Source organism: Stenotrophomonas sp. STEN030, assembly GCF_056759995.1.
Map to the genome: position 1 here is coordinate 1 of NZ_JBRREB010000009.1, position 14,692 is coordinate 14,692.

Below are 14,692 nucleotides of genomic sequence, written 5' to 3' on the forward strand. Positions count from 1 at the left end.
GAGCATGGCTCGGCACTACCAAGGCATTGCTGGTAAAGCCTCTGCCGAGCGTGGCTCGGCACTACCAGGGCATTGCTGGTAAAGCCTCTGCCGAGCATGGCTCGGCACTACAGGTTCTCAGCGGGCCAGACCTTCCAGCAGCGGCTGGGTGCTGGCGGTCTCGCCATTGATCAGAAGTGGGCCATCAGGCAATTCCAGTGGCAACACGGCCAGTGCAAGCGCACCCGCTACGCAGGCGACGGTGCCGATGTTGCTGTCGCTGTGCTGGACTGTGTCACCAGAATTGGCGAATGAGACACATTCCAACAACGCCAGCGAGCGCTTGGCCTTGCCCAGGAAGTGGGTGCGGGCAACGATTTCCTGGCCGGGATAGCAGCCCTTCTTGACGCTATAGGCGTTCAAGCGATCCAGCCCCAGCTGTTGCGGCGTCCACTGCTCGCGCTGCCCGTCTTCAAGCCGGGGCAGGCCGAAACGAAGGTCGGATTGACGCCATGCCAATTCCGCGCTGTCGTCGATGGCAGCGGCCACATTGCTGATCTGCAGCGTGCGCGGAACCGTTGCGCTACCCACATCCAGCTCGATGACGGCATCGCTCAGCTGCGCCAATTGCGCGCCACGCGCCGCAACCGGCGCTTCCAGCGCGGCATTCACCGCAAGCGCGCTGGCATGGCTGATGACGACCTTGCGGCGGAATACGAAGCGTCGCAACTGCTCGGCCATGGCCTCGGCACCGCCGTCGTGGCAGATCAGCAGCAGGGTCTGCGCGTCCACCCGTACCAGCTGAAAGATAGACAGCACGCGGCCTTTGGCGGTCAGCCAGACGCTCCATTGCCAATGACCATCGGCCAGCGAGGGCACGTCGTTGGCGAACTGGGCTTGGGCGAAAACGACCGCATCAGCTCCCGCAAGGCTCACGATCTGAGCCTTGGAAAGTGTGCGGAAACCGGTGAATGCAGGGGCGAGGTTGTCAGACACGTGACTGAGGACTAAAATTTGTGCGTTGCGAGACCACCAATGATAGGCCAAACAACCCCCACTCCCGAGCCCGAAGCTGAAGCCCCGTTGGCCCCCGAGAAGCAGCCGCTTCCCGAGGTGACACCGGTGCCTGAGGAAATAGGCGGCCGCGGCGGACTTGATCCGGTGCGGTATGGCGATTGGGAGAAAAACGGGCGCTGCATAGATTTCTGAGCAGCGTTGAGCCAACGCGGCATTGAGCCGCCCAGCCGAGATACGAGTCAGCGAATGGCGAACAGACCCCGCCCCCTCTCTCCGCACCTGCAGGTGTATCGCTGGCAGATCCAGATGGCCACCTCGATCCTGCATCGAGTAACCGGCATCATTCTGACTGTCGGTTCCCTGATCATTGCGGGCGGCTTGTTCGCCCTGATGATGGGGCCTGAGTCCTGGAACTGCTTCACCACCCACGCCAGCGCCTGGTACGGCAAGGTGATCCTGTTCGGTTGGACCTGGTGCTTCGCCTACCACCTGTGCAATGGCATCCGCCATATCGTGCAGGACTTCGCCATCGGCTACGCCAAGGCTACCTTCATCCGCAGCAGCTGGGTGTCGGTGATTGCCTCGCTGGTGCTGACCGCGCTGATCTGGGCTTACGTCTGCATGGGAGCTGCCGCATGAGCAAGTACCGCACCCCGTTGAAGAATGCGCGTGGCCTTGGCAGTGCCAAGTCCGGTACCGAGCACTTCGTCCACCAGCGCCTGACCGCAACCGCCCTGGTCGCACTGACCATCTGGTTCCTGTGCCTGGTGCTGAGCCTGATGGGCGCCGATTACGTTACCGCTGTGGAAACCATTGCCAAGCCGTGGAACGCGATCCTGCTGGGTGGCTTCCTGGTCGCCATGTTCTGGCACGCCCAGCTTGGCCTGCAGGTGGTCCTCGAGGACTACATCCACAACTCGCTGATGGCCCTGGCCTTGCAGACCACGGTCAAGTTTGTCGCCGTGCTCGGCGCCATCGTCAGCATCTTTGCGGTTGCCCGCATCGCGTTTGGGAACTGATACATGTCCGCTTACAACATCACTGAACACAAGGTCGACATGGTCGTCGTCGGCGCCGGTGGCGCTGGCCTGCGTGCAACGTTTGGTCTGGCCCAGAAGGGCCTGCAGACGGTCTGCATCACCAAGGTCTTCCCGACCCGCTCGCACACCGTGGCAGCACAGGGCGGCATTTCCGCCGCGCTCGGCAACATGGGTGAGGACGACTGGCGTTACCACTTCTTCGACACCATCAAGGGTTCGGATTGGCTGGGTGACCAGGACGCCATCGAGTACATGTGCCGTGAGGCCATCCCGGCCATCATCGAGCTGGAGCACTACGGCGTTCCGTTCTCGCGTACCGAAGAAGGCAAGATCTACCAGCGTCCGTTCGGTGGCATGACCACCAAGTACGGTGAAGGCCCGTCCGCGCAGCGTACCTGCGCCGCCGCCGACCGTACCGGCCACGCCATCCTGCACACCCTGTACCAGCAGTCGCTGGCGCATGATGCGCAGTTCATGATCGAGTACTTCGCACTCGACCTGATTTTCGATGACGAAGGCGTCTGCCGCGGCGTGCTCGCCCTGGATATGGCCGAAGGCACCCTGCACCTGTTCCGTTCGCAGGGCGTGGTGCTGGCAACCGGCGGTTACGGCCGTGCCTACTTCAGCGCCACCTCGGCACATACCTGTACCGGTGATGGCGGTGGCCTGGTGGCCCGTGCCGGCCTGCCGCTGCAGGACATGGAGTTCGTGCAGTTCCACCCGACCGGCATCTATGGCGCCGGCTGCCTGATCACCGAAGGTGTGCGAGGCGAGGGCGGTATTCTGCGCAACAGCAATGGCGAGCGCTTCATGGAGCGCTACGCACCGCATTACAAGGATCTGGCATCGCGTGACGTGGTGTCGCGTTCGATGACCATCGAAATCCGCGAAGGCCGCGGCGTCGGCGAGCACAAGGATCACATCCTGCTCGACCTGACCCACCTCGGCCCGGGCGTGATCGACGACAAGCTGCCGGGTATCGCCGAAAGCGCACGCATCTTCGCGGGCGTGGACGTGCACAAGCAGCCGATCCCGGTCATCCCGACCGTGCACTACAACATGGGCGGTATCCCGACCAATTACCACGGTGAAGTGGTGCGCAAGGTCGGCGACAACCCCGATGCAGTGGTACCGGGCCTGTACGCCATTGGCGAAGCGGCCTGCGTGTCCGTGCACGGTGCAAACCGTCTGGGCTCCAACTCGCTGCTCGACCTGGTGGTGTTCGGCCGCGCCGTGGCCAACCGCTGCGCCGAGACGATCAAGCCGGGCGCTGCGCACAAGACCCTGCCGTCGGATGCCTGCGACAAGGCCCTGGGCCTGCTCGACAAGCTGCGTCACGCCAATGGCGATACGCCGACCTCGGTCATCCGCGACAACATGCAGCGCACCATGCAGAACGATGCTGCTGTGTTCCGTACCAGCAAGACGCTGGAAGAAGGCTGCCAGAAGATGGCGGAAGTGTTCGATTCGTTCCAGGACGTCAAGGTTTCCGACCGTTCGCTGGTCTGGAACTCGGACCTGATCGAGACCTACGAGCTGAATAACCTGCTGCTCAACGCAGTGGCGACGATCAACTCGGCCGAGCAGCGCAAGGAAAGCCGTGGCGCCCACGCGCACGAGGACTTCCCGGACCGCGACGACGTCAACTGGCAGAAGCACACGCTGGTCACCGTCGACGACAAGGGCAAGTGCAGCTTCGATTACCGCCCGGTGCACATGTACACGCTCAGCGATGACGTGTCCGTGGTGCCGCCGAAGCCGCGCGTCTACTGATCCGGGGAACTTACGAACATGGCTGAATTTGCACTTCCGAAGAACTCCCGGTTGACCAAGGGCAAGCACTTCCCCGCCAAGGGCGGCGCGAAGAACACGCGTACCTTCAAGATCTACCGCTGGAGCCCCGACGACGACCAGAACCCGCGTACCGACACCTACGAGATCGATCTCGATGCGTGCGGCCCGATGGTTCTGGACGCGCTGATCAAGATCAAGAACGAGATTGATCCGACCCTGACCTTCCGTCGCTCCTGCCGCGAGGGTATCTGCGGTTCGTGCGCGATGAACATCGACGGCACCAACACCTTGGCCTGCACCCGCGCCATTGCCGATTGCGGCAAGGCCGAAGTGCCGATCTACCCGTTGCCGCATATGGACGTGGTCAAGGATCTGGTTCCGGACCTGACCCACTTCTACGCGCAGTACGCCTCGATCAAGCCGTGGATCCGTACCCAGACCCCGGCCCCGGCAGACCGCGAACGCCTGCAGTCGCCGGAAGACCGCAAGAAGCTGGACGGCCTGTACGAGTGCATCCTGTGCGCGTGCTGCTCGACCAGCTGCCCGAGCTACTGGTGGAACGGCGAGCGTTACCTGGGCCCGGCGATCCTGCTGCAGGCCTATCGCTGGATCATCGATTCGCGCGATGAAGACACCGGCGCACGCCTGGACGATCTGGAAGATCCGTTCAAGCTGTACCGCTGCCACACCATCATGAACTGCGCACGTACCTGCCCGAAGGGCTTGAACCCGGCACTGGCAATCGCCGAGATCAAGAAATTGATGATGGCGCGTCGCGCGTAAAGAGGCCGTGCCGAGGCGCAAGCCGGAGCAACGCTGCTGCTTTGCAGCTTTCCCTTCTCCCGCCTGCGGGAGAAGGTGCCCCGCAGGGGCGGATGAGGGGGGCTTTTGAAGTTGCCCTTGCTGAAATCAGAGTGCCGGCCTGGAGTCCCTCCAAGAGCTGCCCTCACCCCAACCCCTCTCCCGTAAACGGGAGAGGGGCTCAAGCTTGAAGCCATGCAGACCGAAGACGAAATCCTGTTGAAGAAGCTGCGCTGGCGCTGCCGCCGTGGCATGCGCGAGCTGGATCAGCTGTTCGGCCGCTATCTAGACCGTCGCTGGCTGCAAGCACCTGTCGCCGAGCGCGAGGTTTTCCTGCAGTTGTTGGACACCGAAGACGATAAGTTGTGGCGCTGGTTCATGGGCTACGAGGTCTGTTCGGATGCGTCGCAGGCGCAACTCATCGGCTATATCCGCGCCCTTCCGGTGTGAGTGGCGGCCATCGCGCTGGCTGAGCTGCGCGTTGCTGGGCCTGGCGATACTCGCCGCTATTTCTATAGTGAACTGCAGATTGGAGCCGGGCTATGCCTGGCCTTTCGGCGTGTGCGTGCTTGGCTGGGGCCTGCTACAGACGCGCGCCGAGGCGCGTAAGCCGGGCCGGAACATACTCATACCCTCGCCACCAAGCCCGCCCTGCATCGACGCCGGACCCGTGGAGCGGCTCGAACTGCTCGAGCGTGGGCCGCTATTGATACTACGTTGGCGGCAGGGCAAGCGGCGCCAACAGCTGCTGTTCTGGCCCGATACGCTGCCCAGGGTGCAGCGACGTGAACTGCGACTGGCCGTAAAGGCGCACGGCGTTTCCCGCCAGCCGCCGGGAATGGCACCATAGCCATCAGTTCACGGGCAGACACGCATGTTCAAACCCTTACCTGTCGCAATCGGATTGCGCTATCTGCGCGCCAAGCGCCGCAATGGCTTCATTTCCTTCATCTCCATGGCTTCCATCCTCGGCATCGCGCTCGGGGTGATGGTGCTGATCACCACCTTGGCGGTGATGAGCGGCTTCCAGAAGGAGATCCGCGACCGCCTGCTGCAGATGTCGGCCCACGCCACGGTGAGCGCCGACGGCGAGCCGATGGCCAACTGGCAGCATGCCATCGACGTGGCAACCAAGGATCCGCGTGTAGCCGGCGCCGCACCGTATATCGAGATCCAGGGCATGTTGAGTGGCCTGCGGGTGCAGGGCGCGATCATCCAGGGCGTTGATCCGGCGCAGGAGTCCAAGGTCTCGGTGCTGGCCGAGAAAATGGTCAAGGGCAAGCTGGACAGCCTGCAGCCCGGCGAATTCAACATGGTGGTCGGCAAGGAACTGGCGATCTGGTTGGGTGTGGATGTCGGCGACAGCGTTGTAGCGACGCTGGCCGAAGTGCAGGGCACGCCAATGGGCGCCATGCCGCGGGTCAAGCGCTTCAAGGTCAGTGGCATCTTCGAGGCCGGCTCCAATGAAGTGGACCGCGGCGTTGCCTTCACCAACATGCAGGACATGGAGCGCGTGCTGCGCATGGATGGCGTCACCGGCGTGCGCCTGAAAATGCACGACATGGACCAGGCCTATACCGTGGCCCGCGATCTGGCGGTCAACCTCAACGGCTACTACCGGGTGAGTGATTGGACCCAGGAGAACGCCAACCTCTACCACTCGTTGCGCATGGAAAAGACGGTGATGGGCATCCTGCTGTCGCTGATCGTGGCGATGGGTGCATTCAACCTGGTGTCTTCGCAGGTGATGCTGGTCACCGACAAGCAGGCTGATATCGCCATCCTGCGTACGCTTGGGTTGACGCCGGGTGGGGTGATGCAGGTGTTCATGGTGCAGGGCACCTTGATCGGTGTGTTCGGGACCATTGTCGGCGTGATCAGCGGCATCACCTTGACCCTCAATCTGGAGCGCATCCTCGGCCTGATCGAGACCATTTTCAACATCAAGTTGCTGCCGGAGGATGTGTACTACATCACCGGCTTGCCGACCGACATGCAGACTGCCGACATTGTGGTGATCACCGTGGTGGCGTTGCTGATGAGCTTTGCCGCAACCATCTACCCGGCGTGGCGCGCAGCCCGCACCCAGCCGGCCGAGGCGCTGCGCTATGAATGAGAACGCATTGATGGAATCGGTAATCCGCGCCGAAGGCCTGGGCAAGACCTACGCCGAAGGCAAGATGCACACGCCGGTGTTCGACGGCCTTGATTTGAACGTCGCCGCGGGCGAAACCGTGGCCATTGTCGGTGCCTCGGGCGCGGGCAAGAGCACTTTGTTGCACCTGCTGGGCGGCTTGGATATTCCGACTGCAGGTGAGGTCTATGTCGCCGGCCAGCGCATGTCGGCGCTGTCCGATGCGGCGCGCGGCAAGCTGCGTAACAGCTCGCTGGGCTTCGTTTACCAGTTCCATCACCTGTTGCCGGAGTTCACCGCGCTGGAGAACGTGATGATTCCGGTGATGTTGGGTGGCAGCGATCCAGCTGGCGCCAGTGCCCGCGCCAAGGCCTTGCTGGAGTCGGTCGGGCTTGGCCACCGCCTGGATCACAAGCCGGGTGAGCTGTCCGGCGGTGAGCGCCAGCGCACCGCGGTTGCGCGCGCCCTGGTCAATCAGCCGGGCTGTGTTCTCGGCGATGAGCCGACCGGCAATCTGGACGACAAGACCGCCGCCACAGTGTTCGATCTGATGCTGGAGTTGAATCGCGTGCATCGCACCAGTTTGGTTCTGGTCACCCATGACCGCAGTTTGGCGCGCAAGTTGGATCGCGTGCTGGAACTGCGTCAGGGTCGCCTGCACGAGCTGGCCAGCAGCGGCGTCTGAGCCGCGAAAAGCAGGTGATGGTCCCGTGGCTGCCACGGGACTACCATGCTTGGGTAATTGCCCGTTGCTTCATGGAATCAGGTTGTTTCCTTCAATGAGGAGTGCTGCCATGAAAAAAATGCTTGTTGCGATGATGCTGGCCGCCGTCCTTGGTGGCTGTGCGACGACCGGGAAACTGACCAGCGCCGAGCGTCTGGATCTTTACCGCGCGCACGCCGGTGAGCCGGTTAAGAGCTTCAGATACTTTGGTTCGCTCAATGGTTGGACAGAGCTGGGCGACAGCGCTTTGGCGGTGTGGACCAAGCCCAACGAAGCCTGGCTGTTGAATCTCAGTGGGCCATGCATGGATCTGTCATTCGCCCAGGCGATCAGCATCACCAACCTTATGGGCCAGGTTTCGGCGCGCTTTGACCGGGTGATCGTGCATGATGGCGGCCCAATGCCACATGTGCCGTGCCGGATTGACAGCATCCAGCCGCTGGACGTGAAGACCTTGCGCGCATCCGAGAAACAGCTGCGCGAAGCCAAGATTTCCGAGCGCGCTGCAGATCAGGGCGCCGAGTCGAACTGAAGCACCACCTGTAGTGCCGAGCCATGCTCGGCAGGGGCTTTACCGGTAATGCCTTTTGTAGGAGCGGCGTAAGCCGCGAAGCCCGCAATCCAATCGATCGCGGGCTTTTCTTTCTCCTTCATTGATGTCAGCTTCGCGGCTCACGCCGCTCCTACATCAACCTGCTTCCGGCGCGACGTAACCCGCCGGCTTTTCCGCGCCACCAGAGAACAGGAACTTCACCAGCTCTTCCTCAAGGAAGGCGCGGTGCTTGGGGTCGCGCGGTGACAGCCGGTTCTCGTTGATCAGCATGGTTTGATGCGCCAACCATGTGGCCCAGGCCGGCTTGCCGATGTTGGCGAAAATGCGCTGACCCAGCTCGCCGGGGTAGGGCACGAAATCCAGACCCTCGGTTTCGCGTTGTTCGTATTGGCAGAAGACGGAGCGGGGCATGGTGTAGTCCTGTCGAATCAGTGCGCCGGATGACGTTCCAGCAGTTTGCGGATAGGTGCGGGCAGGCCGAGTGTGGCCAGGTCGTCACGCGCTACCCAGCGTAGATCGGCATTGTCACCGACCTTGGATGTGAGTGCGACCTTGCGCAGGTGCAGCGGCTGCAGATGCAGGCGGTAGTGGCTGAAGGTATGCACGATCAGCGGGAGCTCGTTGGCGTTGTCGTAGTTGCCTTTGATGCTGGCGGCAAACCACTCGCGCAGCGCGCTATCGGTATCAGCCTGCGGCAAGGTCCACAGCGAGGCCCAGATGCCGGTTGGAGGGCGCTTCAACAGCAGGATGCGACCGTCGGAATCTTCCAGTAGCAAGGCAGTGGCTTCGCGCTCAGGCAACACTTTGCTGGGCTTCGGTGTTGGCAGTGAATCAACCAGACCCTGCGCATGTGCGGCACAGCTACTCTGCAGCGGGCACAAGATGCAGGCCGGCTTTGCGCGGGTGCACAGGGTTGCGCCGAAATCCATCTGCGCCTGGGTGTAATCGGCCATGCGACCGGCCGGCACCTGCGCGACGTGGGCTTGGGCCTGCGCCCATAGCTGCTTTTCGATTGCGGGCAAGCCGGGGAAGCCTGCGATGCCGTGGTAGCGGGTCAAGACACGTTTGACGTTGCCATCAAGGATCGCGAACGGGTCGTTCCAGGCTTGACTGAGGATGGCGCCGGCGGTGCTGCGGCCGATGCCGGGCAGGGCAAGCAGGGCATCGAAATCACGCGGCAACTCACCGCCATGCAGTTCGACGCATTGTTTGGCTGCAGCATGCAGATTGCGGGCGCGGGCGTAATAACCCAGGCCGGCCCAGTGCGCCATCAAGGTGTCGTTGTCGGTTGCTGCAAGGTCGCGCAGGGTTGGGAACGACTGCACGAAACGCTGGAAATATGGCGTCGCGGTGGCGACCTGGGTTTGCTGCAGCATGATTTCCGACAGCCACACCCGGTACGGCGAACGCGGATGCTGCCAAGGCAGATCGTGGCGACCGTGCTGATCAAACCAGGTGAGGAGTTGGCTGGGGAAGTTGGGCATTGGCTCGCAGGCGATGGCGGTTGCTTTCGCATTCCTTCTCCCGCGCGCGGGAGAAGGTGCCCCGTAGGGGCGGATGAGGGGAGCTTTTGATCCTGCTCGTAAAGCTTCCCCTCACCCCAACCCCTCTCCCGTAAACGGGAGAGGGGCTCAGATCAAGCGCCCAGCGCCTGCGGCAACAGCGCATCGACGAAGGCTTCAGCATCAAACACGCGCAGATCTTCCGGGCGCTCGCCGATGCCGGCAAAACGAATCGGAATGCCAAACTCGCGGGCCAGCGCAAACACCACGCCGCCCTTGGCGGTGCCATCCAGCTTGGTTACGACCAGGCCGGTGACGCCGGCAGCGGCATGAAACTGGCGCAGCTGCGACAGCGCGTTCTGGCCGGTGGTGCCGTCGATCACCATCAGCACTTCGTGCGGCGCTGTTTCGTCGATCTTGCCGAGCACGCGGCGGATCTTGCTTAGCTCGTTCATCAGGCCGGTCTGGGTGTGCAGGCGGCCGGCGGTATCGGCGATCAACACACTGGTGCCGCGCGCCTTGCCTGCCTGCAATGCGTCGAACGCGACCGAGGCAGCATCAGCATTCTGACCTTGGGCGACCACGGCCACGCCATTGCGTTCGCCCCAGATCTGCAGCTGGGCGACGGCGGCGGCGCGGAAGGTGTCGCCAGCGGCCAGCATCAGGCTATGGCCCTGATCCTTGAAGCGCTTGGCCAGCTTGCCGATGGTGGTGGTCTTGCCGACGCCATTGACGCCGACGGTAAGAATCACAAATGGTTTTGCATTGGTGTCGATGACCAGCGGTTTGGCGACCGGTTCGAGCATCGCGATCAGGTCGGCGCGAAGTGCGGCCAGTAGCGCGTTGGCATCGGCGAACTCACGCGACTTCATGCGCTTGCGCAGGTCTTCGACCAGCGCCGTGGTCGCTGGCATGCCGACGTCTGCGGTGATCAGTGCGGTCTCGATCTCGTCGAGCAGGTCGTCGTCGAGCTTGGGGTTGCGCGAGAACAGGCCGCCGAAGCTGCGCGCAAAGCTGCTGTTGCGCAGGCGATCACGCCAGCCGAGTTTGCCGGCCGGTGCTGCGGGAGCTGCGTCGACTGGAATGAGTGCTGCGTCTGAGTCGGGGGCGCTGGGGGCGATGACTTCGGCGACGGCCGGAGCGGGAGCTGCTGCCGCAATCGGAACTACGGGAGCGGGGGCGGCGGGAGTAGCAGCTACAGGAGCTGCAGCTACAGGAGTAGCAGCTACAGGAGTAGCAGCTACAGGAGTAGCAGCTACAGGAGTAGCAGCTACAGGAGTAGCCGCAACAGGAGCAGGTTCCACTGGCAGCGGAGCGATTTCGACGACTGCCGGGGAGGGGGCTTCGATAGCAGACGGGGTTTCGACTTGGACTGCCGCTGCAACGGGGGCTGCTTCAACTACGGCGGCTTGTTCCACAACCTGCGCGGGTGTTGCTGCGATCTCGGTTGTCAGCTCTACAGGCGTTGCTGCAGCGACAGGAGCTTCGACCGGCGCTTGCGCTGTTTCAGTCTGAATGGGTTCTGCCGGCAGCGGCGCTTGCGCCGACGGTGCCTGCGGGAAAGCGGCGGCCAGTTCCTCAACGCTCAGCGTGGACGGCTTTGCGGGCTGTTGGGCGTCGTCGGTCTTTTTGCGGCGAAAGAAGCTGAACATGGAGGAAAAAGGCCTGAAATCAGATGTCTATGTTACCACCGGCGGTTGGGCCACCGACGTTGCGGGCAGCACGAGGGCAGTTGATCGAAGCCCCTCTCCCGTTCACGGGAGAGGGGTTGGGGTGAGGGCAGCTCCTGGGGCTTTACCAGTAGGGTCTCTGCCGAGCATGGCTCGGCACTACGAGCATTGCCGGGAAAGCTCCTGCCGAGCATGGCTCGGCGCTACACTCAGGCCGACAACTCGAGCAGCAGCTTGTTCAAGCGGCGCACGTAACCGGCCGGGTCCTTCAGGCTGTCGCCAGCGGCCAGTGCGGCCTGGTCGAACAGCACGTGAGCCAGGTCGTTGAAGCGGTCCATATCGGCTTCCGCATCGAGCTTTTCAATCAGCGGGTGGGCCGGGTTGAACTCGAATACCGGCTTGCTGTCCGGCACCTTCTGGCCACTGGCTTCCAGGATCTGGCGCATCTGCAGGCCCAGGTCCTGCTCGCCGATGGCCAGGATGGCCGGCGAGTCGGTCAGGCGGTGCGAGACGCGCACTTCGGCAACTTCTTCGCCAAGTACGGTCTTCAGGCGCGCGGCCAGGCCTTCCTTGGTCTTGGCAACTTCTTCCTGTGCCTTCTTGTCTTCCTCGGTCTCAAGCTTGCCCAGGTCGAGATCGCCGCGGGCGATATCGGCGAAGGACTTGCCGTCGAACTCGGTGAGGTAGCTCATCAGCCACTCGTCGATGCGATCGGTCATCAGCAGTACTTCGATGCCCTTCTTGCGGAACACCTCAAGATGCGGGCTGTCCTTGACCTGCTGGAAGCTTTCGCCGGTCAGGTAATAGATCTTGTCCTGGCCTTCGATCATGCGGCCAATGTAATCGGCCAGCGCAACGCTCTGCTCGCCGCTGCCGTCATGGGTGGAGGCGAAGCGCAGCAGGCCGGCGACCTTCTCGCGGTTGCCGTAGTCCTCGGCCGGGCCTTCTTTCAGCACCTGGCCGAAGTTCTTCCAGAAGCCTGCGTATTCTTCCGGCTTGTCCTTGGCCAGCTTCTCCAGCATGTCCAGCGAACGCTTGGTCAGGGCCGACTTCATCGAGTCGATCACCGGGCCGGACTGCAGGATTTCGCGCGACACGTTCAACGGCAGGTCGTTGGAATCGACCACGCCCTTGATGAAGCGCAGGTACAGCGGCAGGAACTGCTCGGCCTGATCCATGATGAAGACGCGCTGCACGTAGAGCTTCAGGCCCTTGGGCGCGTCGCGGTGGTATAGGTCGTAGGGCGCGCGGCCCGGGGTGTACAGCAGCGAGGTGTACTCCAGCTTGCCTTCGACCTTGTTGTGGGTCCAGGCCAGCGGGTCGGTCGGGTCGTGCGCGATGTGCTTGTAGAACTCTTTGTATTCCTCGTCCTTGATCTCGGACTTGGCACGGGTCCACAGCGCGTTGGCGCGGTTGACGGTCTCCCACTCCGGCGTGGCCGGCTTGTCGGCTTCCTCGCCGTGGTGCTCTTTCTGCAGCTCGATCGGCAGGCCGATATGGTCGGAGTACTTCTTGATCAGGCTGCGCAGCTGCCAGCCGTCGGTGTAGCTGTCTTCGCCTTCCTTCAGGTGCAGCACGATGCGGGTGCCGCGCTCGGGCTTGTCGATGGTCTCGACCTCGAACTCGCCTTCGCCCTTGGACGACCAATGCACGCCCTCGCTGGCCGGCAGGCCGGCGCGACGGCTGTACACATCAACCTGGTCGGCAACGATGAAGGCCGAATAGAAGCCCACGCCGAACTGGCCAATCAGGTTGGAGTCTTTCTTCTGGTCGCCGGACAGGTTCTTCAGGAACTCTGCGGTGCCCGACTTGGCGATGGTGCCGAGGTGGGCAATGGCTTCATCGCGGCTCAGGCCGATGCCGTTGTCGTCGATGGTCAGGGTGCGCGCGACCGGGTCGGCCTCGATGCGGATGCGCAGCGGCGCGCCGCCTTCGAGCAGCTCGGGCTGGGTCAGCGCTTCGAAACGCAGCTTGTCAGCGGCGTCGGCGGCATTGGACACCAGCTCGCGCAGGAAGATTTCCTTGTTCGAGTACAGCGAATGGATCATCAGGTGCAGCAGCTGCTTCACCTCGGTCTGGAAACCGCGGGTTTCCTTGTGATTCTGGTTGCTCATCGGTCGGGGTGCTCCGTTGCTGATGGATCGCGCAGCTGCGCGGTGGCTGCAGCATGGGTAAGGGTGAATGGGCCGTTTTCAAGGTGGACGCAGCCGGAGCGGGCGCTGGTCTATCATCTGCAACACTTGGAACTGTTGGATGTAGGCCGCCGATGTATTTGATTTGCCACGTTTTGTCATTGGCTTTGCCGGTGCGGGCCGGATGAGTCCGGTCCGCGGCAAGGCGCCCGCTGCTGCCAGCGGGCAGGTGCGCATCGTCGGTGGACGGTGGCGCAATACCCGTTTGCAGGTTCCTGAATTGCCGGGCCTGCGGCCGACCAGCGACCGGGTGCGCGAAACCCTGTTCAACTGGTTGATGCCCAAGCTGTCTGGCGCGCGGGTTCTGGACCTGTTTGCCGGCAGCGGTGCGCTTGGTCTGGAAGCGGTGTCGCGCGGTGCGGCGTCGGCACAACTGGTGGAGCGCGATCCGCAGCTGGTGGCGGCCCTGCGCGGTGTGGTCGGGAAGCTGGGGGCGGGGACACAGGTTGAGGTGATTGTCGGCGATGCCCTGCAATGGCTGGGCAGTGCGCCACCCGCGCAGGCCGATCTGGTGTTTCTGGACCCTCCCTTTGCCGCCGGTTTGTGGGAACAGGTGATCGAGCGCCTACCCCGACACCTGGCTGAAGATGCCTGGTTGTACGTGGAAGCGCCGGTGGACGCGACGCTGCAGCTGCCGGCGGAATGGCAGCTGCGCCGCCAGGGCAGTACCCGCGAGGTGGCCTATGCCCTCTATCGCCGGGCCGCTGCTACACTTCGCGGCGACATGAACGCGACCGAACCCGCATGACCTCAGCCAACCGCCGCATCGCCGTATACCCGGGCACTTTCGACCCGATCACCAATGGTCATATCGACCTGGTGAACCGTGCCGCGCCGCTGTTCGAGAAGGTGATAGTCGGCGTGGCGCAGAGCCCGTCCAAGGGCCCGACGCTGCCGCTGGAACTGCGCGTAGCCTTGGCAGTGGAAGCCCTGCAGCACCACGACAATGTGGAAGTGGTCGGCTTCGACACCTTGCTGGCCCACTTCGTGCGCTCGGTGCACGGCGGGGTGCTGCTGCGCGGCCTGCGCGCGGTGTCCGATTTTGAGTACGAATTCCAGATGGCGAGCATGAACCGGCATCTGATCCCGGAGGTGGAGACGCTGTTCCTGACCCCCTCCGAGCAGCACAGCTTCATCTCTTCCTCGCTGGTGCGTGAAATCGCCCGGCTGGGCGGGGATGTCTCCGGCTTCGTGCCGGCAACTGTGCTCGAAGCGTTGCGCAAGGCCCGCGAAGCGCGCGGACAATAAATTTTTCAGTAACACCACTTTTCAACGGGAGAACGATC

At 63.0% G+C, this 14,692-nt stretch carries 17 protein-coding genes; 11 read left to right on the forward strand and 6 right to left on the reverse strand.

Features of this window, described 5'->3' with window-relative positions; all coding sequences use genetic code 11:
• Positions 1-117: 117 nt before the first annotated feature.
• The gene (gene ygfZ, locus ACVOLR_RS04410; protein ID WP_481535356.1) at positions 118-975 is read right to left on the reverse strand and encodes a CAF17-like 4Fe-4S cluster assembly/insertion protein YgfZ; all 858 of its coding nucleotides are present in this window, start codon (positions 973-975) and stop codon (positions 118-120) included.
• Positions 976-1,014: 39 nt separating this feature from the next.
• Between ygfZ and ACVOLR_RS04415 the strand changes: the two genes are divergently transcribed.
• The 9 genes from ACVOLR_RS04415 (at position 1,015) to ACVOLR_RS04455 (ending at position 8,021) form a co-directional block, all read left to right on the forward strand.
• Positions 1,015-1,188: a DUF1674 domain-containing protein gene (locus ACVOLR_RS04415; protein ID WP_481532526.1), complete on the forward strand. Its 174-nt coding sequence runs from the start codon at positions 1,015-1,017 to the stop codon at positions 1,186-1,188.
• Positions 1,189-1,242: 54 nt separating this feature from the next.
• On the forward strand, positions 1,243-1,635 hold the full coding sequence (gene sdhC / locus ACVOLR_RS04420; protein WP_282268784.1) for a succinate dehydrogenase, cytochrome b556 subunit: 393 nt from the start codon (positions 1,243-1,245) through the stop codon (positions 1,633-1,635).
• Positions 1,632-2,015 (forward strand): succinate dehydrogenase, hydrophobic membrane anchor protein, encoded by a 384-nt coding sequence (gene sdhD, locus ACVOLR_RS04425; RefSeq protein ID WP_282268787.1) that lies wholly within the window; start codon positions 1,632-1,634, stop codon positions 2,013-2,015. The genes sdhC and sdhD overlap by 4 nt, the downstream gene beginning before the upstream one ends.
• A 3-nt stretch (positions 2,016-2,018) precedes the next feature.
• A complete protein-coding gene (gene sdhA, locus ACVOLR_RS04430) occupies positions 2,019-3,809 on the forward strand; it encodes a succinate dehydrogenase flavoprotein subunit (protein ID WP_481535357.1) in 1,791 nt (596 codons plus the stop codon).
• Positions 3,810-3,827: 18 nt separating this feature from the next.
• On the forward strand, positions 3,828-4,613 hold the full coding sequence (locus tag ACVOLR_RS04435; protein WP_481517949.1) for a succinate dehydrogenase iron-sulfur subunit: 786 nt from the start codon (positions 3,828-3,830) through the stop codon (positions 4,611-4,613).
• Between the two features lie 213 nt (positions 4,614-4,826).
• The gene (locus ACVOLR_RS04440; RefSeq protein ID WP_481535358.1) at positions 4,827-5,081 is read left to right on the forward strand and encodes an FAD assembly factor SdhE; all 255 of its coding nucleotides are present in this window, start codon (positions 4,827-4,829) and stop codon (positions 5,079-5,081) included.
• 424 nt (positions 5,082-5,505) lie between these two features.
• The gene (locus ACVOLR_RS04445) at positions 5,506-6,747 is read left to right on the forward strand and encodes a lipoprotein-releasing ABC transporter permease subunit (RefSeq protein WP_481535359.1); all 1,242 of its coding nucleotides are present in this window, start codon (positions 5,506-5,508) and stop codon (positions 6,745-6,747) included.
• Entirely contained in the window at positions 6,740-7,450 is a 711-nt protein-coding gene (lolD, locus tag ACVOLR_RS04450) for a lipoprotein-releasing ABC transporter ATP-binding protein LolD (RefSeq protein ID WP_481535360.1), read from the forward strand. The genes ACVOLR_RS04445 and lolD overlap by 8 nt, the downstream gene beginning before the upstream one ends.
• A gap of 109 nt (positions 7,451-7,559) precedes the next feature.
• Positions 7,560-8,021 (forward strand): DUF6491 family protein, encoded by a 462-nt coding sequence (locus tag ACVOLR_RS04455; protein ID WP_481535361.1) that lies wholly within the window; start codon positions 7,560-7,562, stop codon positions 8,019-8,021.
• On the opposite strand, the gene ACVOLR_RS04460 is transcribed toward ACVOLR_RS04455, so the two are convergent.
• The 5 genes from ACVOLR_RS04460 to htpG all read right to left on the reverse strand — a co-directional run bounded on the left by ACVOLR_RS04460 (position 8,000) and on the right by htpG (position 13,328).
• Positions 8,000-8,143, reverse strand: a complete 144-nt coding sequence (locus ACVOLR_RS04460; RefSeq protein WP_481535362.1) for a hypothetical protein — start codon at positions 8,141-8,143, stop codon at positions 8,000-8,002. The genes ACVOLR_RS04455 and ACVOLR_RS04460 overlap by 22 nt on opposite strands.
• A 34-nt stretch (positions 8,144-8,177) precedes the next feature.
• Positions 8,178-8,453: an oxidative damage protection protein gene (locus tag ACVOLR_RS04465; RefSeq protein ID WP_481535363.1), complete on the reverse strand. Its 276-nt coding sequence runs from the start codon at positions 8,451-8,453 to the stop codon at positions 8,178-8,180.
• A 17-nt stretch (positions 8,454-8,470) separates the two neighbouring features.
• On the reverse strand, positions 8,471-9,526 hold the full coding sequence (gene mutY, locus ACVOLR_RS04470) for an A/G-specific adenine glycosylase (RefSeq protein WP_481535364.1): 1,056 nt from the start codon (positions 9,524-9,526) through the stop codon (positions 8,471-8,473).
• A 152-nt stretch (positions 9,527-9,678) separates the two neighbouring features.
• A complete protein-coding gene (gene ftsY, locus ACVOLR_RS04475; protein ID WP_481535365.1) occupies positions 9,679-11,196 on the reverse strand; it encodes a signal recognition particle-docking protein FtsY in 1,518 nt (505 codons plus the stop codon).
• Positions 11,197-11,423: 227 nt separating this feature from the next.
• Positions 11,424-13,328 carry a molecular chaperone HtpG gene (gene htpG / locus ACVOLR_RS04480; protein ID WP_481535366.1) on the reverse strand — a complete coding sequence of 635 codons (1,905 nt, stop codon included), beginning with the start codon at positions 13,326-13,328 and terminating at the stop codon, positions 11,424-11,426.
• A gap of 202 nt (positions 13,329-13,530) precedes the next feature.
• Between htpG and rsmD the strand changes: the two genes are divergently transcribed.
• Together rsmD and coaD are read left to right on the forward strand one after the other, a co-directional pair.
• The gene (gene rsmD / locus ACVOLR_RS04485) at positions 13,531-14,154 is read left to right on the forward strand and encodes a 16S rRNA (guanine(966)-N(2))-methyltransferase RsmD (RefSeq protein WP_481535367.1); all 624 of its coding nucleotides are present in this window, start codon (positions 13,531-13,533) and stop codon (positions 14,152-14,154) included.
• Entirely contained in the window at positions 14,151-14,654 is a 504-nt protein-coding gene (coaD, locus tag ACVOLR_RS04490; protein WP_481516224.1) for a pantetheine-phosphate adenylyltransferase, read from the forward strand. Before rsmD ends, coaD begins: the two co-directional genes overlap by 4 nt.
• The last annotated feature ends 38 nt before the right edge of the window (positions 14,655-14,692 follow it).